Source organism: Herpetosiphon gulosus (assembly GCF_039545135.1).
In the GTDB taxonomy this organism is placed as follows: domain Bacteria; phylum Chloroflexota; class Chloroflexia; order Chloroflexales; family Herpetosiphonaceae; genus Herpetosiphon; species Herpetosiphon gulosus.
Genome location: NZ_BAABRU010000002.1, coordinates 310350 through 334298 on the forward strand (window position 1 = coordinate 310350; position 23949 = coordinate 334298).

Annotated in this window: 23 protein-coding genes; 8 read left to right on the forward strand and 15 right to left on the reverse strand. The window is 50.4% G+C overall.

What is annotated here, in order from left to right; genetic code table 11:
• Positions 1-30: 30 nt before the first annotated feature.
• Entirely contained in the window at positions 31-1437 is a 1407-nt protein-coding gene (gene purF / locus ABEB26_RS03395) for an amidophosphoribosyltransferase (RefSeq protein ID WP_345720536.1), read from the reverse strand.
• A gap of 137 nt (positions 1438-1574) precedes the next feature.
• On the opposite strand from purF, the gene ABEB26_RS03400 reads away from it, so the two are divergent.
• Positions 1575-2204 carry a YqiA/YcfP family alpha/beta fold hydrolase gene (locus ABEB26_RS03400; RefSeq protein WP_345720538.1) on the forward strand — a complete coding sequence of 210 codons (630 nt, stop codon included), beginning with the start codon at positions 1575-1577 and terminating at the stop codon, positions 2202-2204.
• Between the two features lie 171 nt (positions 2205-2375).
• Here the strand turns inward: ABEB26_RS03400 and ABEB26_RS03405 are convergent, their stop codons facing one another.
• From ABEB26_RS03405 to infC, 4 genes are all read right to left on the reverse strand, one after another.
• Positions 2376-3176 carry a TrmH family RNA methyltransferase gene (locus ABEB26_RS03405; protein ID WP_345720539.1) on the reverse strand — a complete coding sequence of 267 codons (801 nt, stop codon included), beginning with the start codon at positions 3174-3176 and terminating at the stop codon, positions 2376-2378.
• Positions 3177-3195: 19 nt separating this feature from the next.
• Entirely contained in the window at positions 3196-3552 is a 357-nt protein-coding gene (gene rplT, locus ABEB26_RS03410; RefSeq protein WP_345720540.1) for a 50S ribosomal protein L20, read from the reverse strand.
• A gap of 114 nt (positions 3553-3666) precedes the next feature.
• Positions 3667-3870 carry a 50S ribosomal protein L35 gene (gene rpmI / locus ABEB26_RS03415; protein WP_054535718.1) on the reverse strand — a complete coding sequence of 68 codons (204 nt, stop codon included), beginning with the start codon at positions 3868-3870 and terminating at the stop codon, positions 3667-3669.
• Positions 3839-4414 carry a translation initiation factor IF-3 gene (infC, locus tag ABEB26_RS03420; RefSeq protein WP_486348290.1) on the reverse strand — a complete coding sequence of 192 codons (576 nt, stop codon included), beginning with the start codon at positions 4412-4414 and terminating at the stop codon, positions 3839-3841. Before infC ends, rpmI begins: the two co-directional genes overlap by 32 nt.
• A 255-nt stretch (positions 4415-4669) precedes the next feature.
• Here infC and ABEB26_RS03425 point away from each other — a divergent pair, with 255 nt between their 5' ends.
• Positions 4670-5086, forward strand: a complete 417-nt coding sequence (locus ABEB26_RS03425; protein ID WP_345720542.1) for a RusA family crossover junction endodeoxyribonuclease — start codon at positions 4670-4672, stop codon at positions 5084-5086.
• Between the two features lie 59 nt (positions 5087-5145).
• Here the strand turns inward: ABEB26_RS03425 and ABEB26_RS03430 are convergent, their stop codons facing one another.
• The 10 genes from ABEB26_RS03430 to ABEB26_RS03475 all read right to left on the reverse strand — a co-directional run bounded on the left by ABEB26_RS03430 (position 5146) and on the right by ABEB26_RS03475 (position 17098).
• A complete protein-coding gene (locus ABEB26_RS03430; RefSeq protein WP_345720543.1) occupies positions 5146-7638 on the reverse strand; it encodes an isopeptide-forming domain-containing fimbrial protein in 2493 nt (830 codons plus the stop codon).
• 30 nt (positions 7639-7668) lie between these two features.
• The gene (locus ABEB26_RS03435; RefSeq protein ID WP_345720544.1) at positions 7669-8550 is read right to left on the reverse strand and encodes a sortase; all 882 of its coding nucleotides are present in this window, start codon (positions 8548-8550) and stop codon (positions 7669-7671) included.
• Positions 8551-8690: 140 nt separating this feature from the next.
• Positions 8691-11750, reverse strand: a complete 3060-nt coding sequence (locus ABEB26_RS03440) for a C25 family cysteine peptidase (protein WP_345720545.1) — start codon at positions 11748-11750, stop codon at positions 8691-8693.
• A 2-nt stretch (positions 11751-11752) separates the two neighbouring features.
• Positions 11753-12193 (reverse strand): hypothetical protein, encoded by a 441-nt coding sequence (locus ABEB26_RS03445; RefSeq protein ID WP_345720546.1) that lies wholly within the window; start codon positions 12191-12193, stop codon positions 11753-11755.
• Positions 12171-13001 carry a hypothetical protein gene (locus ABEB26_RS03450; RefSeq protein ID WP_345720547.1) on the reverse strand — a complete coding sequence of 277 codons (831 nt, stop codon included), beginning with the start codon at positions 12999-13001 and terminating at the stop codon, positions 12171-12173. The genes ABEB26_RS03445 and ABEB26_RS03450 overlap by 23 nt, the downstream gene beginning before the upstream one ends.
• Positions 13002-13015: 14 nt before the next feature.
• Positions 13016-13186: a hypothetical protein gene (locus tag ABEB26_RS03455; protein ID WP_345720548.1), complete on the reverse strand. Its 171-nt coding sequence runs from the start codon at positions 13184-13186 to the stop codon at positions 13016-13018.
• A gap of 22 nt (positions 13187-13208) precedes the next feature.
• The gene (locus ABEB26_RS03460; RefSeq protein ID WP_345720549.1) at positions 13209-14324 is read right to left on the reverse strand and encodes a radical SAM protein; all 1116 of its coding nucleotides are present in this window, start codon (positions 14322-14324) and stop codon (positions 13209-13211) included.
• A 2-nt stretch (positions 14325-14326) separates the two neighbouring features.
• On the reverse strand, positions 14327-14623 hold the full coding sequence (locus tag ABEB26_RS03465; RefSeq protein ID WP_012192169.1) for a PqqD family protein: 297 nt from the start codon (positions 14621-14623) through the stop codon (positions 14327-14329).
• A gap of 107 nt (positions 14624-14730) precedes the next feature.
• Positions 14731-15390 (reverse strand): response regulator, encoded by a 660-nt coding sequence (locus tag ABEB26_RS03470; protein ID WP_012192170.1) that lies wholly within the window; start codon positions 15388-15390, stop codon positions 14731-14733.
• A gap of 106 nt (positions 15391-15496) precedes the next feature.
• Positions 15497-17098, reverse strand: a complete 1602-nt coding sequence (locus ABEB26_RS03475; RefSeq protein WP_345720551.1) for an ATP-binding protein — start codon at positions 17096-17098, stop codon at positions 15497-15499.
• A 200-nt stretch (positions 17099-17298) separates the two neighbouring features.
• On the opposite strand from ABEB26_RS03475, the gene ABEB26_RS03480 reads away from it, so the two are divergent.
• The 6 genes from ABEB26_RS03480 (at position 17299) to ABEB26_RS03505 (ending at position 23900) form a co-directional block, all read left to right on the forward strand.
• The gene (locus tag ABEB26_RS03480) at positions 17299-18036 is read left to right on the forward strand and encodes an RNA polymerase sigma factor (protein ID WP_345720552.1); all 738 of its coding nucleotides are present in this window, start codon (positions 17299-17301) and stop codon (positions 18034-18036) included.
• Complete coding sequence (locus tag ABEB26_RS03485) at positions 18033-18824, forward strand: anti-sigma factor domain-containing protein (RefSeq protein ID WP_345720553.1); 792 nt, start codon at positions 18033-18035, stop codon at positions 18822-18824. Before ABEB26_RS03480 ends, ABEB26_RS03485 begins: the two co-directional genes overlap by 4 nt.
• A 120-nt stretch (positions 18825-18944) precedes the next feature.
• Positions 18945-21905 (forward strand): S8 family serine peptidase, encoded by a 2961-nt coding sequence (locus tag ABEB26_RS03490; RefSeq protein WP_345720554.1) that lies wholly within the window; start codon positions 18945-18947, stop codon positions 21903-21905.
• Positions 21906-21973: 68 nt separating this feature from the next.
• Positions 21974-22384 carry a phage holin family protein gene (locus tag ABEB26_RS03495; RefSeq protein ID WP_345720555.1) on the forward strand — a complete coding sequence of 137 codons (411 nt, stop codon included), beginning with the start codon at positions 21974-21976 and terminating at the stop codon, positions 22382-22384.
• A 53-nt stretch (positions 22385-22437) separates the two neighbouring features.
• On the forward strand, positions 22438-23178 hold the full coding sequence (locus tag ABEB26_RS03500; protein WP_345720556.1) for an RDD family protein: 741 nt from the start codon (positions 22438-22440) through the stop codon (positions 23176-23178).
• A gap of 80 nt (positions 23179-23258) precedes the next feature.
• The gene (locus tag ABEB26_RS03505; protein WP_345720558.1) at positions 23259-23900 is read left to right on the forward strand and encodes a hypothetical protein; all 642 of its coding nucleotides are present in this window, start codon (positions 23259-23261) and stop codon (positions 23898-23900) included.
• Positions 23901-23949 lie beyond the last annotated feature (49 nt).

Genomic DNA, 23949 nt, shown 5'->3' on the forward strand with positions numbered 1-23949 from the left:
GGGCCATTGGTTGTGCCAAATGAATTTGGACTAGACGCTGGTTAACTCGAAAATTTCCTTGCCAGCTTCGTGAATTGGAAATGGATACTTGCCACTGAAACATGCCCCACAGAAGCCATTAGGATCGCGGCGGGTTGCTCGCAGTAGCCCTTCCATCGAAAGGTACGCCAACGAATCAGCCCCGATCGTTTCGCAAATCTCGGCCTCAGTTTTGTTGAAGGCAATTAGTTCGGGCTGAGTAGCCATATCAACGCCCATAAAACATGGGTGACGAATTGGTGGTGCAGACACCCGCATATGCACTTCGGTAGCCCCTGCTTTGCGCAAAAGCTTGATAATTGGTCCGCTGGTTGTGCCGCGTACAATCGTGTCATCAATTAAAATCACCCGCTTGCCATTGAGCACATTTGGCAATGGATTGAGCTTGAGCGCAACGCCTTGCTGACGCAAACGTTGATCGGGCTGAATAAAGGTGCGGCCAATATAACGATTTTTGATCAAGCCATCGCCATAGGGAACACCGCTAGCCTGCGAAAAGCCCAAGGCTGCTGGCAAGGCCGAATCGGGCACACCGATTACTAAATCGGCATCAGCTGGAGCTTCACGCGCCAACTCATGGCCTAAGCGCATGCGCACTTCATGGATTAATTGACCTTGCAGATAGCTATCGGGGCGCGAGAAGTAAATATATTCAAATAAACAAAAGGCTTGTTGCTGCGCAGGGTGTTTGGCAATCGTGCGTGGGCCATCACGATCGATCTGCACCACCTCGCCAGGATCAATCTCGCGGATAAATTCAGCGCCAATTGTATCAAAGGCGCATGATTCCGAGGCCACGACCCAGCCGGCATCGCCAAAACGCCCAAGGCATAATGGCCGCAAACCCCAAGGGTCGCGCACGGCGTAGAGCGCATCGCGGGTCAAGACTGTCAGACAATAAGCACCTTCGACACAATTGGTAAAGGCATCGATGCGCTGTGACCAAGTATTCCCCTCAAGGCCAGCGAGCAGCATCGTTGCTACTTCACTATCAGAAGATGTCATTAAACCGACACCACGTTCCATCAATTGACGGCGCAGCGAGGCAGCATTGGTCAGGTTGCCGTTGTGGCCAACTGCCAGTGGGCCAAGCAACGTGTGCATTGTAAATGGTTGGGCATTGATTACTTGTGATGAACCAGTGGTTGAATAGCGGGTATGGCCAATCGCAATATGACCTTTGAGATGGCGCAACGAACGCTCATCGAAAATCTGCGATACCAAGCCCATTTCTTTGTGAGTATTGATGGTCTTGCCATCGGAAACCGCAATCCCTGCGCTTTCCTGACCACGGTGCTGCAAAGCGTATAAACTGAAAAATGTGATGCGTGCTACATCTTCGCTGGGAGCGTAAATCCCAAAAACGCCGCATTCCTCGTGGGGCGAATCACTGAACATGGTTAGCCCTTCCTTGATTCCAAGCTACGGTTGTCGCCGCGTCGTGCGACGGATCGTATAATCATTATACAACTGTTCGGTAGTATTCCCCGCATCGTTTACAATTGGCCTATTGCTTGAAATTCTGAGGACATAGGATGCGCTATCTCTATTGCCATGGCTTCGCTTCTGGGCCTAGTTCGCAAAAGGCACGCTGGTTTGCCCAACAATTTGCGGCCCAAGGCCACGAATTAATCATCCCCGATTTGAACCGACCATCGTTTAAACGCTTAACTATCAGTGCTCAAATTACCTATTTGCAACAACTAATTAGCATGTCGGATGAGCCTTGGTATTTGCTTGGTTCGAGTTTGGGTGGCTTAGTGGCCTTGCATGCTGCCGCAACTATTCCGCAAATCGAACGCTTGGTTTTATTGGCTCCGGCGCTCTATTTCGCCCAAAATCGGCGCTTGATGCTAGGCGAGGCAACGATCAACCAATGGCAAACTGCGGGCTGGCTAGAATTTTATAATTATCGTGATAACGCGCTACGAGCGGTTCATTATGGCTTAATTGAAGATGCTGAGGCCTACAATAGCGATAATTTCTCGCGTAACATGCCAATTTTGATTGTGCATGGCACTGAAGATGAGAGCGTGAGCCACACCCAAAGCCAGCGGTTTGCTCAGCCGCGTGAGTATGTTCGCTTGCATACGCCCAGTTGGGATCACGGAATGCTTGGGCATGTGGCTGAGTTGTGGGCTTTGATCGAACAGCATCTTGGGTGAAGAATGAGGAGCGGCATTTAACCACGAAGAACATGCAGGTTTGAGGATTCAGAATCGAGTTTTTAACGCAGAGGCACAGAGAATATGAGATGCTAGACTGTAGACATAGCAGAAAAATTAAATAAATCTGTGCTAATCTGTGGCTAAAAACCTGCAATTAGGGGATTACTTTCATCCCTCATCCTTTATAATTTTCCGGCGTTGGCGGGCGGCCTCGAACAATAGCACGCTGCCTGCAACCGCAGCATTCAACGATTCGAGTGAGCCAAGCATAGGGATGGTGAGGGTGCTGGCATAGCTGAGAGTAGTAGCTGAAACGCCGTTAGCTTCATTACCAATAATCAACACGGTTGGTTGGGTCAAATCAGCCTGATCATAGGCCAAGGTTGAATCCTGCACCGCCGCGAAGCGTTGTTGGCAGTGCTCAATCATGGGTAATGCGGCCTCCCACTGCAAGCCATCGACGATTGGTAGCCGAAAATGCACGCCCATGCCTGAACGCACAACTTTGGGACTCCACACATCGGCAGTGCCCTGCAAACATAACACTTGTCCAACGCCAGCAGCTTCGGCTGAGCGTAACAATGTGCCAACATTGCCAGGATCTTGCACGCCATCGAGCATCAAGATTAATGAGGCTGATTGGCTGATGAATTGAGGCATTGGTACAACCGCGATGATGCCTTGGGGGGTTTCAACATCGCTGAGGCCAGCCAAAATTGCTGGGGTTGTTGCAAAAGCATTGGGCAATTGAGTAATTTGATCGAGCAATTGTTGGCCGCGTTCAGTGCTAGCCAACTGCTCAGGCACATAAAGCAACAAACTTGGTTGGGCGAAATTGAGCGCATCGCCAACCAAACGCACCCCTTCAACAACAAACCTGCGCTCGCTGTGACGATCCTTGCGGGAACGCAACAACGAACGCAGGTATTTAACGTGATGATTAGCAGTGCTGGTAATGAGGTCGATCAACGCAGCACCGTGCCTTGAACTAGGCCAACGCTTGCTTGGCTTGAGCGACAATTGCCGTGAAAGCGGCAGCATCGCGTACAGCCAAGTCGGCCAATTGGCGGCGATCGATCACGATCCCAGCCTTGTTCAAGCCATTGATCAAATTGCTATAGCTTACGCCGTTCAAGCGAGCAGCAGCGTTGATCCGCACGATCCACAAGCGGCGGAAATCGCGTTTGCGGTTGCGGCGGTCGCGGAAAGCGTATGAAAGCGCCTTCATTACTGCTTCGTGAGCGGTCTTATAGTTGTGGGAACGACTGCCACGGAAACCCTTGGCTTGCTTCAAAAGCTTCTTGTGACGCTTGTGCGTCATAATGCCACGTTTGATACGTGCCATCGAGATACCTCCAGAAAGAGTAGATACAAAATGCTGGTGAGACGGTACAGGAGCATTGCAAAGCTTATAACCCTGATCCCGCTACCAACCAGCACCAATTTTCCGACGGGCGAACTACTTCAGGCCGTAAGGCAATGAGCGTTGCAGACGCTTCACGTCTGATGGGCTCACTGGGAACATCTTATCGAGAGCCTGCTTGACACGGGTTGATTTGCGGCGGCGGAAGTGGCTTTTGCCACCCTTGGTGCGCATAATCTTACCGGTGCCAGTGATTTTAAAGCGGCGTTTAGCCTGCTTGTTGGTTTTCATCTTCGGCATCGAAATCAATATCTCCTAATGATGATAATGGTGGAGCCGGTTTATCGCTACGTTTCGCAGGCTGCGTTTTGCTTGGTGATGGGGCCATGATCAACGAATAGGCCCGACCTTCGAGCGTGGGTTTTTGCTCAAGCACCCCGTGATCGCGTAAATCCTCGGCAATTTGCTCAAGCATTTCGCGGCCAATTTCAGGGTGAGTGATTTCGCGCCCACGGAAACGTACCGAGAACTTCACTTTGTGCCCTTCTTCGAGGAAACGGCGAGCATTGTTCACCTTTACCTGCAAGTCATGGGTGTCGGTGCGCGGCTGCATGCGAATCTCTTTCAGTTCGACCTGTTTTTGATTCTTGCGGGCTTCGCGTTCTTTCTTGGTTTGCTCGTAGCGGTACTTGCCGTAATCCATAAGGCGGCAAACCGGCGGGCTAGCATTCGGGGCAACCTCAACTAAGTCGAGATCGCGGTCATGTGCCATGTCGAGCGCATCACGGGTGGTGATGATCCCAACTTGGGTCCCGTTTTCGTCGATCAGACGCACTTCACGCACGCGAATCCGATTATTGATTCGTAGCTTGTCTCTGATAGGAGGCTCCTTCCAAAAAAGGACATCAAAACACAACAAAGCCCTAAACGCGACCTCATCAGCGTTAGGGTGTTGGCTTGCCAACTATAGCATAATCTGGGCGATAAGTCAAAGCTTTTTAGGCTATTTAATCAAATTTTTAATTAAATAACACAAATGTTTGACAAGCATGTGCTATACTAGGATGGTATTTGCGCTTGATGTTGTTTGGAGGGGCATGTGGTTGTTCAATTTAGTTTGCCATTACCACCATCAATCAACAGCCAATATGTGTCAGTTGGCAATCGCCGTGTGCTCAGTCGCGAAGCTCAAGTCTTCAAACGTCAAGTCAAACGCCATCTGGCTATGTTGCAACAACGCGATACGATCTCCGAGCAATTCCTCGCGCTAGCCCATCAAGGCTATATTGCGCTGTTCCTCGATTTTTATTTTGAAACGCCGCTGCGTCGCGATCTTGATGGCGGCCTCAAAATTACCCAAGATAGTATTTGTACCAGCCTTGGGATCAATGACAATCGGGTTGTTGATATTCATTTGGTCAAACGGATTGACCCGTTGCATCCGCGCTTAGAAGTTGAGTTAGAAGCGCTCAGCGATTGGCAATTTGAACATGATCGCCAAGTATTAATTAAATAAGCTAAAACCAAAACCCCGCTCGTTTGAGCGGGGTTTTTTTGTTTGGTTGAGATGGTGGGTTAGATCCGCGTCATTTCGCGGCGAACCCGGACAACGTGAACCACCATCGTCAGGGCAAAGAGCACAAAGCCTGCTGATGGAATGCCCATGTTGGTAGCTGGGTTGATTGTTCCAACATCGGTTGCTCCAGTACCATCGCCACTACCTTGGCCGCCACCAATGCCCGTATTTGGCGTGACGGTGGCTGGGTTGGCAGTTGCAGCACCGCCGCCAACATTACCCTTAGGAACCGCTGTGGCGCTGACTGCTGGCGCTTCGCCAACCACCAACACACTCGAAATATTCGAGTAGATTGGCTGAGCTAAGCCAGTGAAGTTCAACTGGGCTTGGTTGACGATCCGGGTCTGGGCAGCCACTCCATCTTTGATCTTGACTGGAATCATGATCGTTAAGGTTTGGCCTGCTGGCAAGACACCGACCCGCACGATAATTTGGTTGCCTTGTTGTTCAACCCGCGCATTTTGGTCGCTGACCTTGATTGGGCCATTGGTTTCCAAGTTGCTTGGCAATTGATCAACGACCACCACATCACGCATCGTACCAGCATTCAACGAATTGGTTGGGCTGATGATCGTGATTGTGTAAATCAAACTTTCGCCTGCAAAGCGGCTGCCCCAATCACTCTTCTTTTGGAACTGCAAGCCAGTCACGATTGGATCAGTGACGAAGCCAGCTGGATTGGTTGGCGTTGCCGTAGCTGGAGCAGGTGCATTGGTTGGTGGGTTACTAGCTGGTGCATTGGTGGCCGAAGGCACTGGTGCACCAGGCCGTGGCGTAGCACTTGGATTTGAACCACCGCCTGGGCGTTGAGTTGCTGAAGGCACTGGTGCGCCTGGGCGTGGCGTGGCAGTTGGGTTGCTTGGTGGAACAACCGTGGCAACTGGCACATTGGTCGCAGGCACTGGCGTGATATCAGGCCGTGGCGTGTTGCTTGGCTGATTTGGTTGTGGCGTGTTGCTCGGCTGGTTTGGCCGAGGCGTGTTAGTTGGTTGGTTTGGCCGAGGCGTGTTGCTCGGCTGATTTGGCCGAGGCGTGTTGCTTGGGCCAGTTGTAACAGGCACGCTGGTTGACCCACCAGGTGTGTTAGTAATGATAATTGGTGTTACGGTTGAACCACCGCCTGGCGTATTGGTTACGATGATTGGGGTTACGGTTGAGTTGCCGCCTGGTGTAACAGTCGAACCACCACCAGGAGTTACGGTTGAACCACCGCCAGGTGTATTTGTCACAATAATTGGCGTAAAGCTTGGGCCAGCCGTGCCAATTGTGATTGTTGGCAAGGTATCTGGCACAATCACGGTATCACTTGCTTGCAATGTGCGATTGGCAGCCGAGGCACTGACCGTATTTACGATATTTGTGCCCAAGGCCACGCTAGCATTAACCTGAACCTGGATTGTAACCACGATTGGGTTGCCAGCGCTCACTGTGCCATTACAGTTGACAGTTGTGCCACCAACACAGGTAGCTGAACCAAGCTGTTGCACTGCGATAAAAGTTACTTGGCTGGGCAATGGATCACTAATCGTAACTGAGCGTGACGTTTGCCCATCACCATTATCTTGGAAACTCACCGTAATGATATAACTAAATATCTCTCCGGGCTGAAGCAGCGAACGGGAACTACTCTTGGCCACAGCAATCGGTTCATCGGCGGGCAAGGTGGTTTCAGTCGCTGTTGCAATATCAGTTGGGACGGTTGCAACTGGCGTACAACTTGCAATCACACACGGATCAACCGTTGGAGTATCTGGAGTCAGGGTGATTGAGCCAGTGATCGTGCCAGTTGGAGTTTCCTCAGGTGGAATCGTATCAGTTGGCGGAAGCACAATTGTTGGCGGCGTTGCACATGGATCTGGCGTTTGAGCCAAAGGTCGTTGCAAACGTGTGCTGCTTCCCATTCCGCCACGGGGTATAGTTGGGCTTACAACGCTGGTTGATGTAGGTGTAACAACCGTGGTTGATGTTGGGGCACTTGGCGTATCAGTCACGCTGGGCGTGTCAGTTGGTACGCCAGGGGTGTCAGTTACACTTGGCGTATCGGTCACACTTGGCGTGTCGGTTGGTGTACCAGGGGTGTCAGTCACACTTGGCGTGTCGGTCACACTTGGCGTATCGGTCACGCTGGGCGTATCGGTTGGTGTACCAGGAGTGCCCGGTGTAGGATAGGTTGTGGCAGTTTCGGTTGGTGTGCTGGTTGGCTCGAACGTTGGACACGGTGTGGCAAGCGGTGTTTCCGTTGGCACCGGGTAGGTCTGGGTTGCAGTTGCTGGCAGCGGTGTTATTGGCGTAGGAATTGATGTTGGCCGAGGCGTGGTTTGCGCCTGAGCATTAAATGGAAAAATAGCACTGCTAATCGCGGCTAACAATGGGGTTGCCATCATAATGATGCTAACAACCAGCGCTGTTAACTCCCAGATTGTCCAGCGAACTTTGCCTTTACCTCGTTCGCGGAGGGATGTCGGGCGTTGCCGACGAAAAAAAGATTTCATGCGAAACCCCTCGATCTATTGCCTCCGCAATTAAGAGGAGAGCGCTGCCTGATCAATCAGCCGAGCTTTGACCACCAACCGTTGGGTATCCCACGCAGTACATGTGATCATTGTAATAATTGCTTGCTCGGTCGGATACATAACTTCGACTTGGTTTGGCCAAACTTGTTGAATTGTTTGGACTTGATAATGATAACGGGTATCGGCAGTTTCGACGTAGATATCTTGACCAATCTGAAGTTCATTCAGGCGGGCGAAAACACTACCGCGAATACCTGCGTGCCCAGCAAAAACGCTATTGCCTTTGCCTGGTAAGGCCGTGCCATGATGATAACCCACTGCATAATCGGCAACTTCCCAAATACCATCGCGCAAAAATACTTCACGCACTGGACTATCAAGCTCCATTGTTGGCACGATAATCCGTTTGGGAATCAAGCTCATGGGATCAGGCGTTGGGGTTGGTGATGCTGTTGGCAAGATAAACGCCTGAGCAGGCACAAGATAATCGGGTGCTGCCGCACTGATAGCGGGAGCAATCACTGGTAATTGTTGGCCCAACACTCGATCCAGCTCAGCGGCACTGGCTCCTGGTGCGAGTGACTCCCAAACCACTGATGGAGCAGCCGGATTGTTACGGGCATACCACCAATCTCGTCCGTAGATGTTGACCACCCAATAACCAAAAAAGATGATTACCCCAACAATCAACAAACGTTCCGAGCGCACTAAAATAGCGTCAAGCACCCCACGGAAACGATAACCCTGAAGTGCAGTTTTCCGCTCTTCTTTGAGCGAACGGAGTTGGGCTGGCCGATGCAATGACGAACGCACTGGTGGTGGTGCTGCCAGCAATTCTTGAAGCAAGCCCAAATCGTCGTGTGTCGAATCGATGGTTGGCGGTTGTACCACTACAAACTCGTACTCTATATGCTTCAATCATCCCTAGAATGGCGCAAATTATATAGCTCTCTTTACAATTGCGCAATAGGACTAAAAGGCTACATATCGCATTAAAGCGTTCTTTTGCTTGCTTATTGTAAAGCAAATTCTTAATAATCTGCGATGGCTAATGGTAGGTAAAGCTGCGGCGCAATCGCGGTTACGCTAATCGTCACGGTCGCACTGAGGGTTTGATTCAGGCTCAAATTGCGCACCTGATAGCGAAATGAATCAAGCCCATTATAAACGGGATCAGGCGTGTAGCGAACGCTGCGTTGATCAGCATCAAGCCAAACCTGACCATGCTGTGGTTGTTCAAGGGTAATAATTTGGCTAAAATTGACTTGATCATTCGCTAACGGGGTGAATCGATTGGCCTGCGAATATTGCAAAACTTCATAATAATCATTCATGGGTTGCCAGCTATTGAGCGTTGGTAAGGGCAACCGCAGCGCTGGATCGCCAAAAAAGGTGAAGGTGTCGAGCAAATCGGGCGAGATATTAGCGGCGGCTAAATCAAGTTTACCTTGAATTGTCGCTGGCCCAACCAAGCGCCAACCATCGTTAATAATCGAGTTTACAAATCCACGATTGAGGTAATCGTGGCCATGGGCGATGCCCAAACCACTAGCTGCCCACATACCAACTGCTCCATGTTCAGGCTGCAAAACCAGCATTTCGGCCAACGCTTCAAGGTCGTTTTGTTGATAATGCCCAGCATAGCAACTCAACGAGAGCATTAACGGCAAGGCGGTATTGCTCAAACTTGCTACCGATTGCGGGTTGAAAATCGTCGGATCTGCCCAAACATCGATGCCCGCATGGCCAACATAATTGACCAAAAATTGACCACTGTTGATCTGATTAACAATGTCTGCCCGAAAATTCGTCAGATTGGTATTCGCTGTGTAATAGAGCTGCTGATCATCAACTGTCGGTGGTAAAATCTCCACAACCTCATTCGAAAGCCACGGAAAATCGCCCGATACATCTGGATCATCGGCGATAAACAACAGCTTATTCAGCCAATCGGCATTGTTTGGCGTGGCTTCGTAGCTCAATATTTTCGTAACGACGTTTTCAACATCGTTCAGCGAACGGGCTGGAATGCGCCCCAAGAACAAATCAGGCAAATTATCGTTGCCAGCAACCGTCACATAGCGATTGTCGGCGGCTGTTTCGCGCAACCACGGGTCAACATCAGCCAAATAGGGCGGAATAAAATTGGTCACTGGTTGGCCAATAATATCAGCATAATCATGCGGATCAGCTGTGCCATCGCCGACCAACACCACAAAACTTGGCGCTGGTGCTTGCCAATTGTGATAGGCATACTTGATAAAATCGGCGATCGCCTGTTGATCAACCCGTCCATCGCCAAATTGATCGTAAATCTGTTGCACATCAATCAATAATGGTTTGAGACCTTGGCTGGCGCGTTGGGCAATCAATGGTTGTAGCGCATCACCCCAGCTCGTGGAGTTGGCTGGATTATAAGTAATCAGCAAATAATCGGCTTGCTGGCTGGTGCTGCTCAGATCGGGCTGGCTAAACCAAACGCTGCCCAAGGGTGTTTGGCGTTGGCTTTGCACAACATAACGCCGATTGCCACTCGCTTGCCAGCTTAATTGGCCTTGTTGCAAGTTCCAGCCAATCAAGCGGCGCGGGGTCAAGGGCATTTGCACATCGAAAAGCAGTGGATTTTCGCTGGTGATATTGCTGATGCTTTGGTTGGTTTGGCTGCTTGACCATTGCAATTGGCCTGCGACTGCCTGCGCTTGACGCTGGTAATCTAGCTCTACCCAATCCAGAAAACTAGTTTCGCGCTCGGTGCTAATTGGAGTAATTGTCAGTTGGTTGGTTGAGCTAAGCCAACCGCTTGGCAGATTAATCGTTGGCTCAAGCAATTGAAAACCAGTCATTGTGACGGTTGTAAGCAAACGATTATTTAGGCGAATTTCGGCCTGATGACGATTGCCAAGCTTGCCGCCATGCAAGCGCAACCGCAAGCGAGCTGGCTGATCGAAACGGGCGGCACTATCCAAATTCCAATTAATCTGCAAGGGCTGAGCGCTTTGGCCTGCACCTGGACTATACCAATATTGCCACCACCAACGGTTTGTGCCGCTGGCTGGAAAGGCGCTTAGATAGAGTTTTTGCTCTTCCAAGCGCAAAGTTTCGCTGTAGTAGCTCAGGCTAGGGTTGGCCGGATCAACTGCTTCGCTGAGCAACACATTGCCTGTTTGCAGCGCATTCCAGCGCACAATCACACTAGCTTGCAGGCTTTGATCGCGATTATATGGCGGTAGATAGAAAATCATGCCAGTCGCGGTGAGCAACCGTGGCAGTTGATTACGCCCTTGCCAAATTTGCAAATTGGCCGATTGATTGAGCCATTGGCTTGGCACGCCTGCCGCCTGCAAATCGCTCCAACGAATTTCGCTGATGCCGTGGCTGGCAAAACTAACCCGCACCCCATTGGTTAACGGCGTAGTTGTGACAAAGGCTGGGCGTAATGCTGGATTTTGCAGATCGCTAGGATTGAGCACTTGCTGACGCAGCAGTTCATTCCAAAATGGATCAGCTCGCAAACTGCGTTGCTCGGCACTTGCCACAAATTCCAAGTGTATTTCAATTGAGCTTGGTACAATTACCTGCTGTTTGCTTGGTTGCCATTGCGCCCCAAAAATGCTTAGCGGCACAAGTTGTTGCTCACGCACTTGGACGCTCTGACCAACGCTGGCCCATGTGGTGGGATATTGGGCTTGTTTGACAGCTGCACTTGGTGCGCTCAGCGCCACGGCCTTATTTGGTGCTAATGGGTCAACCTGCCAACCACTGCTAGGATTGAGGCTAAGTTGTTGATGATAGCTTTGCAGCTGTTGGGGATTAATCGATTTTAGCCTGAGTTGATAGCCTGTTGGCACAACCAGCCAATGAGTTGAACGCGGCAAGGCGGGCTGATCAGGCGTGGCATCATTTTGCCAACCATCAATGCTGATGCTATTGGTTTGCAATGTTGGTTTGGGTAATTGCACGTTGATATGCAGTTGCAGATCGTGGCGTTGTAGCGTGAGCGTTGCCGTGGTAATTTGGGCAACCACAGGCACAGGCTGCCGAATCAACATCAGCGACACAACCAAACAGCCAATTAACCAACGTTGTAGCATACTTACCTCAAATGCTGAATTAACCAACGCCGCGCATGACGTAACCACGCCACGACCCATTGATACCAACGCCAAACACTATTCACTCTCAATGATTTACTAGCAACTTGCCAACTAACAGCCTGTGCCACAATTACCGAGCCTTCGATCCAGCCATCGAAATAGGGGCAGGCATCGCCAGCAATCAAATAACGCTGATGTTTACGCCAAAGCAAGCGATGAATGACCACCCGTTGACCAACTTTGGTCAAAACCACGCTGCCTAGTGGAATACGCTTGGGCAAGCCAGCGATTGTTACTAAGGTTTGGTCAGGCAAGATGGGATGCATGCTGCGGCCCGCGACTTGCAGTTGTAATTGTCCACCAGCTTGCACCACCACTTGGGCCAAATCATAGGCTTCGGCGGCGCTCAGCACTCGTTCAGCCAAGTAGTTGGCGCACATAGCTAATTACCTCAGAATCTGGCACAAACGCCAAGTACCATTGGTCCAGCTTGCTGGTAGCATAATCGGCAAGCTGCAAGGCTTGATCAAGCGCGATGGGATTCCACAAGGGCAGAAATTGCTCAGGCAACCAATGACGCAAGGCCTGAGCGCTACTCAAACTGGTGACTTGGTTAATTGCGCCGTGGCTGAGGTAACAAATTGCCTGAACTGGAGCAGTTTGGGCGGCGATCAAGCCAGCGCTGCTATACCAAGGCGTGCCATAGGCCCAAAGCTGCTCATTTTGCCAACGCACAATCACCCGATCGTCGCTCAAAATGCAGGCTCCAGCGCTATGCCATAAGCGAGCTGAGGTCGATTTGCCCATGCCTGGCGGGCCAACCAAGAGCAATCCCTGTTCGCCATCGATCACGCCGCAAGCATGCAACAAGCCACCTTGATGGGCACTCAGCCATTCGATCAAGATTAATTGTAAAGCAGGATAATCGAACAGCACTTCGGCGGCGCTAATGCTGGAATCATGGCTTAACAACCACGTATCGGCAGCAGTTTGTTGCAGCATCCACAATGGCTCAGCATGAGTTGGCGGGTGACCAACAATGCTACGAACATGCTCAGATTGCCAGAGCGCCCAAACCTGATCGGCCTGAAAAAGCCGCTGACCAAGCGGATAGCGGTCAGCGGCAGCACGGCTAAGAATCGTGAGATCGGCGGTGGGGTTGGTGGTTTGAAATTGTTGATCGACCATTGCTGGCCAAGTTGGCAGATCAAGCGCCAGCCGACAACCGCCAATTGTAAGCATAACCATAGTGAAAATAACGCTTAGGTAAAACAGGGTGTAATTTTACAATTTGCCCCCGATGTAGCGCTGCTGGTTGTGCGACAAACCGCCAACACATCTTCTTTGATTCGCAAGCCAACCGTTTCAATCGTTGGTTTAACATAGGCTTTGCGTGGCTTGCGCTCGGGCTGGCTTGATGATTGTTGTGCCATGAGACATCCTCCCGGTACGAGGTTAGCGAACCTCTAGACAAATTGCATTATTGATCCAACGTTCGGCATTTTCGGCAAAAGCAGAAACTCGCGCCTTCGTACTATCACACACCCACTCAATTGGGCGATTTTCCAATGTATTGCGTTCTAAGGCCGACCAACCTGGACAATTGGTACAAACCAAGGACATTTCGCAGGAGTGGCAGGCAGTAGCTTCAGTGTTACGGGTTTCGCGCACATCGGCCAAGTAGCCATCCCAGACTTCCATAAAATTGGTTGCTCGCCAATCGACCGCCCGAGTACGGGTAATCATACACGGGCTGACCATGCCATAGGCATCGACATGGCCCGATTTATTGGCTGCACCACAGGTGAAGGTTTTTTCGCCACCCTTCATTTGGTAGCCCAAAAACCCGTTGCAGTAATCTTGCCATTCTTCAACCCGCTGTGGATCGAGTTTTTCAATTTCGATCAACTCTTCGGGGCTAAGCCGCAAGGTGGTGGGAAAACGGTCGCCATTCAAGCGTGGGTGAATCATGCCATCGTAGCGAAAATCCCAGCCATAGTGCTCGGCAACGGCCTTCATTGCCAAAAATTCGTGCGAATTGATGTTGAGCAAGACAGTTTTGAGCACCACATCAATCTCATATTCGGCCAATAGCGCCAAACCTTGCATACACTTGGCAAACGAGCCAGGCACGCGGGTTACAGTTTCGTAGGTTTCGGCGGTGGCTCCATATAAGGTTACTTCGACTAAATGGGGCTTGTATTGGCTCAAAAATTCGGCGCGTTGGCGGGTGATCATCGTTGCGTTGCTGTAGATCGAAATCACAAAGCCAAGGTTACGCGCGTAGAGATATAGTTCTTCAAAATCGCGCCGCACCATAATTTCGCCGCCAGTCAGCAGCAACCAGAGCGTGCCTGCTGCCGCCATTTCATCGAATAGCCGTTTGCATTCGTCGGTTGAAAGCTCACGTTGGCGTGCAGCCTGGTGATTAACCGGCAAGTTGATATAACAATGCTGACAATTTAAATTGCAGCGCTCGGTTAACTCAAACGACATCGAAACTGGAACGCGACCCAAAGCTGCTAATCGGACATTGAACGCCGCATCGTTGGTTTCAGCACATAATTCCATGCTTAGGCAACCTCCTGAATAACGGCGGCCTCAAGCATCGATTCCAACAGCGGAATCAGATCAGCTTGGGCGGCCCGAGGCTCAACATCGTATTCAGCACACACGAGGTCGATCAATTCGGCCAGACTTTGGGGTGTTGCCAAAGCTTGCCAAACCAGCGCGGCAGTCTCGTTAAGCGCAAAAATAGCATTGAGGGCAGCGGTGTTTGGTCGCACAGGAACCAACACCGTTTCACTCCCAATGCTACGGGTAACAATCGCCGGATCACGGACAAATCGTTGTGGAGCGTGCTCATTCATAAGTGTGTACTCAAACCACAAGGGTCAATTGCAATGATTTTCATCTTAGCATGAACTGATCTCCACGTCCAAGCCCTGTTTTATCCCTCGATTGTGGGAATTTTAGCTTAGATTTGGGGTGGTGCAAGGCGAGCTTGTACCGCGAACAAGCGTAATTCAGCTTTATTGCCTAAACCTAATTTGCTATAAATATTGCGCAAGTGAGTTTTAATCGTTTCTTCGCTCAGAATTAATTGTTGGGCAATATCGCTGTTGCGCCGCCCTTCGGCTGCCAAGAAAAAGACTTGGCGTTCGCGCTCGGTCAAAGCATTTAAGGCATCGTTGGTTTTGGTCGAGACGGTTGGCTGTGGGCCTTCCAACAGTTGGCGCACAACTTTTTGAGCAATCGGGCCAGCCAAAACCGTTTCGCCTTGAGCAACCGCGCTGATGTGGCTGATCAAGCGAGAGGGATCTTCAGTTTTGAGCACATAGCCAGCAGCCCCAGCGGCCAGCGATTGGCGAATCACATCGTTGGTATCGTTGGCGGTCAGCATCAACACGCGCGTGCGTGGCGACGCTTCCACAATTGAGCGACAAACTTCATAGCCAGGCATATCGGGCAAGCTCACATCGAGCAGGGCCACATCAACAAATTGATCTTTGGCAACTACAGCAGCGTCGCGCCCATGCCCAAGCACGCCAACAACTTCCATCTCATCGTGGGTTTCGAGTAGGGCACGTACCCCCTCCCGAAACACCGGATGATCATCAACAATCAGGATCCGCATGGGGTACTCCTTCTTCAGAACAGATGCGAAAACGGTCAAAAAATGGACAATGCATATCCACTCTAGGGGTGAGAGTTTACGAACAAAATTACGATTAATTGAGTAATCATGCGGTGTGAGTGTGTTGTTCTAAGGGCAACCAACAGGTGAATTGCGAACCTTGACCAACGGTGCTGGCTACCGAAATTGTGCCTCCCATCAAGGCCAACAACTCACGCACAATGGCTAAACCTAAACCGCTACCACTCTCGGTTGGGTTACTACCGCGATAAAAACGTTCAAATAAGCGTTGCTGATGTTCAAGTGCGATGCCTGGCCCAGTGTCGGCTACAGTGATAAGCGTGCCAGCCTGACCCGCTTGGGTTTGCCGATCAACCGATAGTGTGACTGTGCCGCCAGTGGGTGTGAATTTTAGGGCATTGCTTAGCAAGTTCACGACCACCCGCATAAATTGATCGGGGGCTAACCAAAGCTTGGGCAAATTGCTGGTACATTCTTGAAAAATCAAGCGTTGTTCCCGCGCTTCGGCCAGTGGGCGATAGGTTTGGGCTAAGTTGCGCAACAATTCAATAATATCGACCCACTCAGGGTTACTATGCATCAAGCCACTATCCAAGCGGGTCAGGGTCAACAAATCTTCAACGATTGCTTCTAAGCGGCCTGCTTCGCTTGCAATAGTTTCGAGATATTGAGGTAACTTGGTTTTAGCTTTGACTTGCTGAGCCAAACGGGCATACAACTTAATATTGGCCAACGGCGTGCGCAATTCATGCGAAGCATTGGCGACAAACTGGGTTTTCAGCCGATCATACTCTTTCAGCCGCGTAATATCGTGGAGTACAATCGTCCACCAATCTTCTTGTTCGCTGAAAATGGGGATGTAGGCAATGTGGATGGCCAGATCGGTGGTGGGATTCTGCTCAAGCACAATCTCGGCTCGCACACTATCGCCAGTTTGTTGAGCCTCTTTGAATAAGCCCAAAACTTGCTGTGAAAGCTCGTTCAGGTGTTCGGGGACTGGTGGGGTGACCGCGAAAAAGGCCAAGGCTTGGGGATTGACAAAGTGAATCCGACCATCGCCATCGACCAAAATCAAGCCTTCTTCCATAGCGGTGAAGGCTCCCTCGAATTTGCGCCGCTCATCATTAATATCAGCAATCAGTTGGGCATTTTCAATTGCCATGGCTGCATGTTGGGCAATCACATTCAGCAGCGCCTCATCATCCATAGTAAAAAAACCAATTTCAGGATGCACCAAAGTCAGCACGCCGCGCACACGTCGCCCGCGCAAGAGCGGCACACACAGCACTGAGCGCACATCCAAGGTATCGCTGGGATAATCGATCCAACGTTCGTCGAGATTGGTATCGGCAATTAAGGCACTTTGGCGATGCTTGAGCACCCAACTTGCCAGCCCTTCGCGCAAAATACGATTAGTAAAAGGAGTCAAGCGGGCTTGTTGAAACCGCTCGGAGAGCAAATGCATTTGGACTTCATCGTACTCGCCATAGAGAAAAATACTGCCACGGACAGCATTGGTAAAGCGGGTTGTAGCCGAAAGCACATGCTGTAAAACATTGGGTAAACTTAACATCGTCGCAAACTGTTGAGCGAGGCTATAGAGTAGCTGCAACCGTTCATACTCGGTTCGCAAACGCTGATATGAATCTTCGGGGCTTGTCACCTGACCAGGTTCATTCGCGGCCATTGGGTACTCCACAGATATGCGTATTGTTTGGGAATTATAACACTGAGTTTCAAGCCACAAGGGGAGCGGCCAAAGCGCCCCATGCAATGCCTAATCAGTATGATACAATGATTCATCATGAAACCAAATGTTGCTGAGTACCAATTCCAGATTTTCGTAGTTAATCCTGCGCGTACTCATCACCCAAAGTTGAGGTACTGATGGTGTTTGTACGACCAAAAATTCGCTTCAGCGATGTTAAAGCTACCTCAAGCCCTCCATTATTAACCCAGATTGTTCAAGGGGTTCAATTATGGTGGGCTGCTTCAACCATCCGTTCGGATGCTTCGGACGTAGTACCATTTAACGATAATCAACGCCCGCTGCCTGGTGATCCACTGGGTGATAATGTGTTAATTCGCCGTATTGCCCAAGGCGATGAGCAGGCACTATCGCAGCTTTACGATCGGTATGCCGCTACGGTGATGGGGGTTGCCCTCAAAATCGTGCGTCAACGTGAGATCGCCGAAGAAATTACCCAAGAAGCTTTTTGGCGGGTTTGGCAACGGGCGAGCACGTTTGATAATAGCCGTGGCAATTTTGCCCCTTGGCTTTTTGGCATTGCTCGCAACTTGAGCATCGATGAACTGCGCCGTCGTGCAGCCCGCCCTCAAGCTGCCTATGAAGACCCTGAAAGACCATTGCTTGAGGCGATTGCCGACGAAGCCAATGTGGAAGAAGTGGTGTGGTTGGGCGAACAACGTTCAGTTGTGCGCTCGGCGATGCAGGCGCTCTCTGCCGAACAACGCGAAGCTTTGGAGTTGGCCTATTTTAGTGGGCTGACTCAACGTGAAATTGCCGATAAATTAGGCAATCCCTTGGGCACGATCAAAACTCGCGTGCGGCTTGGCCTCTTGAAACTACGTGATCTTTTGGGTACACAACAGTGGAACGAATGATGGATACACAATTAGAAGAACTCTTAATTGGTTATACGCTTGGCATTTTGAGTGTCGATGAGCAACAATCGGTCGAAATTCAAATTGCCAATAATCCACTGCTGCGGACAAAAATTCAGCAGTTACAACGCACTGTGCATCAATTGGCTTTGGCTGCGCCACGAGTACAACCAACGCCAATTGTGAAGCAACAGTTATTGGCTCGGGCCAGCGCCAGCAAGCAAGTAAGTGGATTAAATCGCCCAGCAACGCGACGGCTTTCCTTAGCATGGACGGCAGCCTTGGCGTTGTTGATTGCGCTTGGCGGCTGGAATATTGGCTTGCGCAGCGAAAATACTCAATTGCGTAGCAATGTGGCTGGGCTTGAACGCGAAGTTGCCAGCGAACGGCTTCGCCGCGTGCAAGCCGATGAGCAGATTGCCCAAGCCGAGCGAGCCGTGGCGTTTGTGGTGGCTCAAACTACAACCTCGCGTCAATTGGCGGGCACTGAGCAATCACCCAAAGCGGTTGGCACAATGTATATGCAGCCAGGTAATCAGACGGCAGTTTTAGTCGTCGATGGCCTAGCACCATTGCCTGAAGGCCAAGTTTATCAATTTTGGCTAGCCCGAGCTGGCCAAGAGCCAATTCCCAGCGATCAGTTTTCGGTGAATGCTGCTGGTCATGCTCAATTAGTCATCACTGCCGATAGTCAAGTTAACGATTTTCAACAGGTGATGGTGACGATTGAGGTGGCTGGTGGCTTGCAAACCGCCCCTGGTACAACCGTTTTAGCTGGTAACCTCTAATTTCGCAGCCACACTCGCTTTGGGTGTGGCTGTCGCCCACAAAATAGGCCAATTGGAATATAGCCCTGCCTCCGTATCCATGGTTTAATCATGGCTATGCTGTAGCTGTGAGGTGGTGCTATGTGGCGTGTTTTTACGATCAGCCTGCTCATTTTTTGGCTGTTACCCTCGGTTAGTGCCCGAACAACCCTACCAATTCAATTTGTCGTTCCAATTGCTAGCGTAACCAATCGTGGGCTAAGCTTCGATAATCGTGGCTTGCCCCAACGCACGCTTCAGCTGTACGAAGCGTGGCCGGCAACCCAAGCCAAACGCCAGCCTGATCCGCTGTTGCGGGTGGCTGTGCCAAGCTTTCCTCAAAAAATTGACCCAAATTTACAAAACTATTGGCATGATGCTCCGAGCCAGCCGCAAACAATGCTGGTCTTTTTGGCTGAGCAAGCCGATTTGAGCTTGGCCAGTACATTTGATGCTTGGGCTGAACGTGGCGATTACGTCTACAAAACTCTGACTCAACATGCCCAACGCACGCAAACATCATTAATCAGTGATCTAAGAGCGCAAGGCCATAATCCACAATCGTTGTGGATTGTTAATAGTTTGATTGTTGAGGGCGATCAGCAGTTGGCCTTGGCTTTGGCTCAACATCCAGCGGTTGCCAGTATTAGCGCTAACCAAGTGTTTAACAACCCAAGTTTAACGGCTACCCCAGTGACTGAGCCTGCGAATGTAGCGTGGGGCGTGGCAGCAGTCGATGCGCCCCAAGTTTGGGCCGATTGGGGCGTGCGTGGACAGGGGATTGTGGTTGCCAATATCGATACAGGGGTTACCGTCAGCCATACGGCCTTGCTCAATAATTATCGTGGTTGGTCGGCCAATGGCTTGAGCAACGATTACAATTGGTTTGATCCTATCTATCAATATCGCTTGCCAACCGATCCTGCTGGCCATGGCACCCACACTATGGGCAGTTTGGTGGGAGCCAATGATCAACAAGGCATGGCGTTGGGCGTTGCCCCAGCCGCCCGTTGGATTGCTGCCCGTGCGTGTGGCGCGTTGACCTGCGATGAATTAAGTTTGATCAGAAGCGCCCAATGGATGCTTGCCCCAACCCGCATTGGCTGCGAACGCAATCAGCAAATTCCCTGTGATCCTCGGCCCGATTTGCGTCCACATATCATTAATAATTCGTGGGGCGGCCCAGGCGAAAACACCTGGTACAGCGGTTATATCACTGCGTGGGATGCAGCAGGCATTTTGAGTGTCTTTGCGGCGGGTAATTTCGGGCGTTCTGGTTGCTATACCAGCACCGCGCCAGGCAATAATGCCAATGTATTTAGTGTAGGCGCAGTTGATAGTAACAATCTGATCGCCGATTTCTCTTCGCGTGGGCCAACCAGCGATGGCCGTACCAACCCCGATTTGAGTGCGCCTGGTGTGCGGGTTCCTTCAGCATGGCCCAATGGCTCGACGGCATTGCTCGATGGTACATCGATGGCAGCTCCCCATGTGAGCGGGATTGCTGCACTGATTTGGTCGGCTAACCCACAGTATGTTGGTGATTTAGCTGCCACGCAAGCGTTATTAACCAACACCACTGAAGCGCGTTATTCGGCTCAATGTGGTGATACCCCAACCGCGCGGCCCAATAATGTTTATGGTTGGGGCAGTGCTGATGCCTATGCAGCGGTGCGTAATGCGCGGGTTGATGTGGCTTGGCTGATCTTGCCCGAGCAGATCGTTGTTCCCGCTAATAGCCTCGTGACGATTCCAATTACGTTGGATACACGCCAAGTCAGCGCAGCGGGGAGCTATCGGGCGAATGTATTGGTGGTAGCTAGCACAGGCACAAGCACGATCGAATTAGAACTGATCGTAGAGGCTGCCGCTAACACCAGCCAATTTACCGGCCAATTAATCGATCGTTGGCATGGGCGTGGGGTGTATGGGCGGGTCAGCATTGGGGGTGGGCCTTCTAGTTACACCGATCCAACGGGCCATTACACCATGACCCTGACAACCGATACCCATCAACTTGCAGCTCAGGCCACGGGCTATCATCCCCAAACAACGACGGTTGATTTAGTTATCCAGCAGACCAATGTGCTGACATTAACACCCGATATTCCGCATATGCTGGTTGAAATTCCGCCAATCAGTGCCAGTTTGGCTTTTGCTGAACAACACACGTTTCCGGTAACGTTGACCAATGCTGGCACGCAACCGCTCGTGGTTTCGCCGAATGTGCCCAAGCGTGAATGGCAAATTACCCCAGCACCAAGTGCCGCGCTATACGATACAACTGGCTTGGCCGAATTAAAGCTCGATGATGACCAAATTTATACTGATGCCTTGGATTTGGGCTTTAGTGCGCCGTTGTTTGGCACATTGGCAAATAAGGTTTATCTGAGCTCGAATGGTTGGGTTTCATTGAATGCTGTGCGGAGTGCTGCCCCAAGTTCTAACTGTTTTCCGGCCAACAACCTGCCTAATGCTACACTTGCACCCTTCTGGACTGATCTTGATCCTTCAGAGGGTGGCATTATCCGTGCTGGTAGCGTCAATGCTGATACCTTTGTAGCGAGTTATGAGCAGGTACCACTCTGGCAAGATGAAAATCTTCCAACTGCCGCACCGACCTATACCTTCCAATTAATTATCGAGCGTAGCGGGCGGGTTGAATATCGTTATGGCATGATGGGCTATTTGCCAGGTCGCTGGGGAGTTGGCACACATACCAATAGTAGTGTTGGGCAAGCCTTGGGTTGCCATCAAAGCCATGAATATTTGGCGGCCCACAATTGGCAATTACTCAATCAACCAAGCAGCCAACAGTGGCTAAGTGCTACGCCAAGTAGTCTGACAATTGCGCCGCAGCAACAAGCAACATTACTGGTCCAGCTCAATGGTTTTGGGGCAATTAGTTGGTTGCAACAGCCAGCAGTCAGTGTTGTGCAACTCAACAGCAACGATCCGCGCCAGCCGCAACTTGAACTAACTGCGAGTGTACGGTTACAACCAGCGCCCTATCAAACCTACGCCAATACGATTGTGCTTAGTAATCCGTTGGCAAACCCTTGATATGGCGTAGGCGACATGCGATAATCGAACTAGCTGGAAATTTGGTTTGGCATAGGAAGGTTCGTTGAATGAGTCTGATTGTTCGTTGGCTAATTAATGCAGTTGCAATAGCCGTGACCGTCTATTTTGTGCCTGGCATCAGTGTAGGAGATAGCTCAGCTAATCAGCTATTTGGGATTGATATTAAAACCTTGTTGGCAGTCAGTTTGATTTTTGGCTTGATTAATGCGCTAGTGCGACCAATTCTGAAACTTTTATCATGTCCGCTCGTATTTTTGACGCTCGGTTTGTTTATCTTTGTAATCAATGCGGCGATGCTGATGCTAACATCGGCAATCTCACAAGATTTGGGCTTACAATTTTACGTTGAAGATTTTGGTACAGCATTGCTTGGATCGATTGTTATTTCGTTGATTAGTATTGTATTGACCGCTGTTGTCAGCGATGGTGACGATCAACGTGAACGCCGTCGGCGTTAGAGAAGATGTAGTTGAAGTAAGTAGTCGTTGATTGTGTTGAAAGGAACGCCCTTATGAGTAATCCATACCAACCACAAGACCCTAACAATCCTTACGGCCAACAACCACAACAACCATACGGTCAACAGCCGCCACAGCAACCCTATGGCCAACAACCACAACAGCCTTATGGTCAACAGCCGCCACAACAACCCTATGGCCAACAACCTTATGGTCAGCAACCTTACGGCCAACAGCCATTTGTCCAAGGTGGCTATGCAGTGCCTAGTGCTGCCGGAATGTATGCCAGTTGGGGTGCTCGTTTAGGGGCATATCTTTTGGATGGATTGATTTTGTTGATTCCCTCAGGCTTAATTGGGGTCTTTACCGGGGCTGGATTTGCGGCAAGCTTTAATATGACTGGCTCTCGGTCTGCTAGCAGCATTGGGATGTTGATTATTGGTAGCCTGATTACCATGATCATCAACTATGCTTATTTCATCTACTTTCATGGAACCACGGGCCAAACTATTGGCAAAAAAGTGTTGAATATTCGGGTGATTCGCCGCAATAACCAAGCCATGGATTTTGTGGTTGCTGCCAAACGCATGGCCATCACCTTTGGGGTCGCGATTATCCAGCTATTTATGGCTATGCTTACCTTTGGTGATAGCCTTTCAACATTAGGCTTTTTGAGCCTAATCAATTTTGCCGCTAGTATTGGCCTCCTCTTAGACTATCTCTGGCCGCTATGGGACTCACAAAAGCAAGCCTTGCACGATAAAGTTGCTGATACATTGGTTGTTCGGGCATAATCCGACAACGAGCATGGTATAATGGACACGCTCCTAAGTTACACTTAGGGGCGTGTTTGCACATACAAGGAGATTCTCTCATGTCCGATGGCATGCCAACTCATGAGCTAGATTTAGTAGTAGGCTCGATGATCACCGTCAGCCCAGAAGATGATCGAGCAATGTTTGAAGAGGAAAAAGCTTGGGTTGAAGATGTTCAAGACCTGCTGCGCGAAGAAGGCGTTGAGGTTGATCTGCTTTCAATGCCTGGAGCAGAAGTTTACAACGGCGGCATTGCGACATTTGCCGATCTCTATAATTTGCGCCGCCTAGCTGCTCACTCTGAAAAAGGCAGCGATTTGGATAACTTGCCAGCGAACCTCGAAGATGATGAAGTTGACCCAGTCTTGGCCAATATTTGGGAAGGTGAAAGCCAAACCAAATATCCTCACTTGATTAACCATCAAGGCGAAGGTGGCTACTATTTGCCAGTCGATTTCGCTGAGCCAATTTGGTTGAGCTACGAAGGCGAAGAAACTGACGAAGAAGAATGGGAAGAAGGCAGCGAAGATGTGGTCTCATTTGGCTCATCGGTTGCTTTGTCGCGCGAGTTGAGCGAACTTGAAGCCCATGTGCGCAATTTGCGTGGAGCCGAAGGTCAAGCTGCTCACCAAGCGTTGCATGAGCTGCGAACTGCTGCCCAACATAGTATTGAAAACAATTTACCCTTGATTTTGTGGTAATTAGCGCCTAAATCGCTTGGCTCCACGCTAGTTGTAGTGCTAGCGTGGA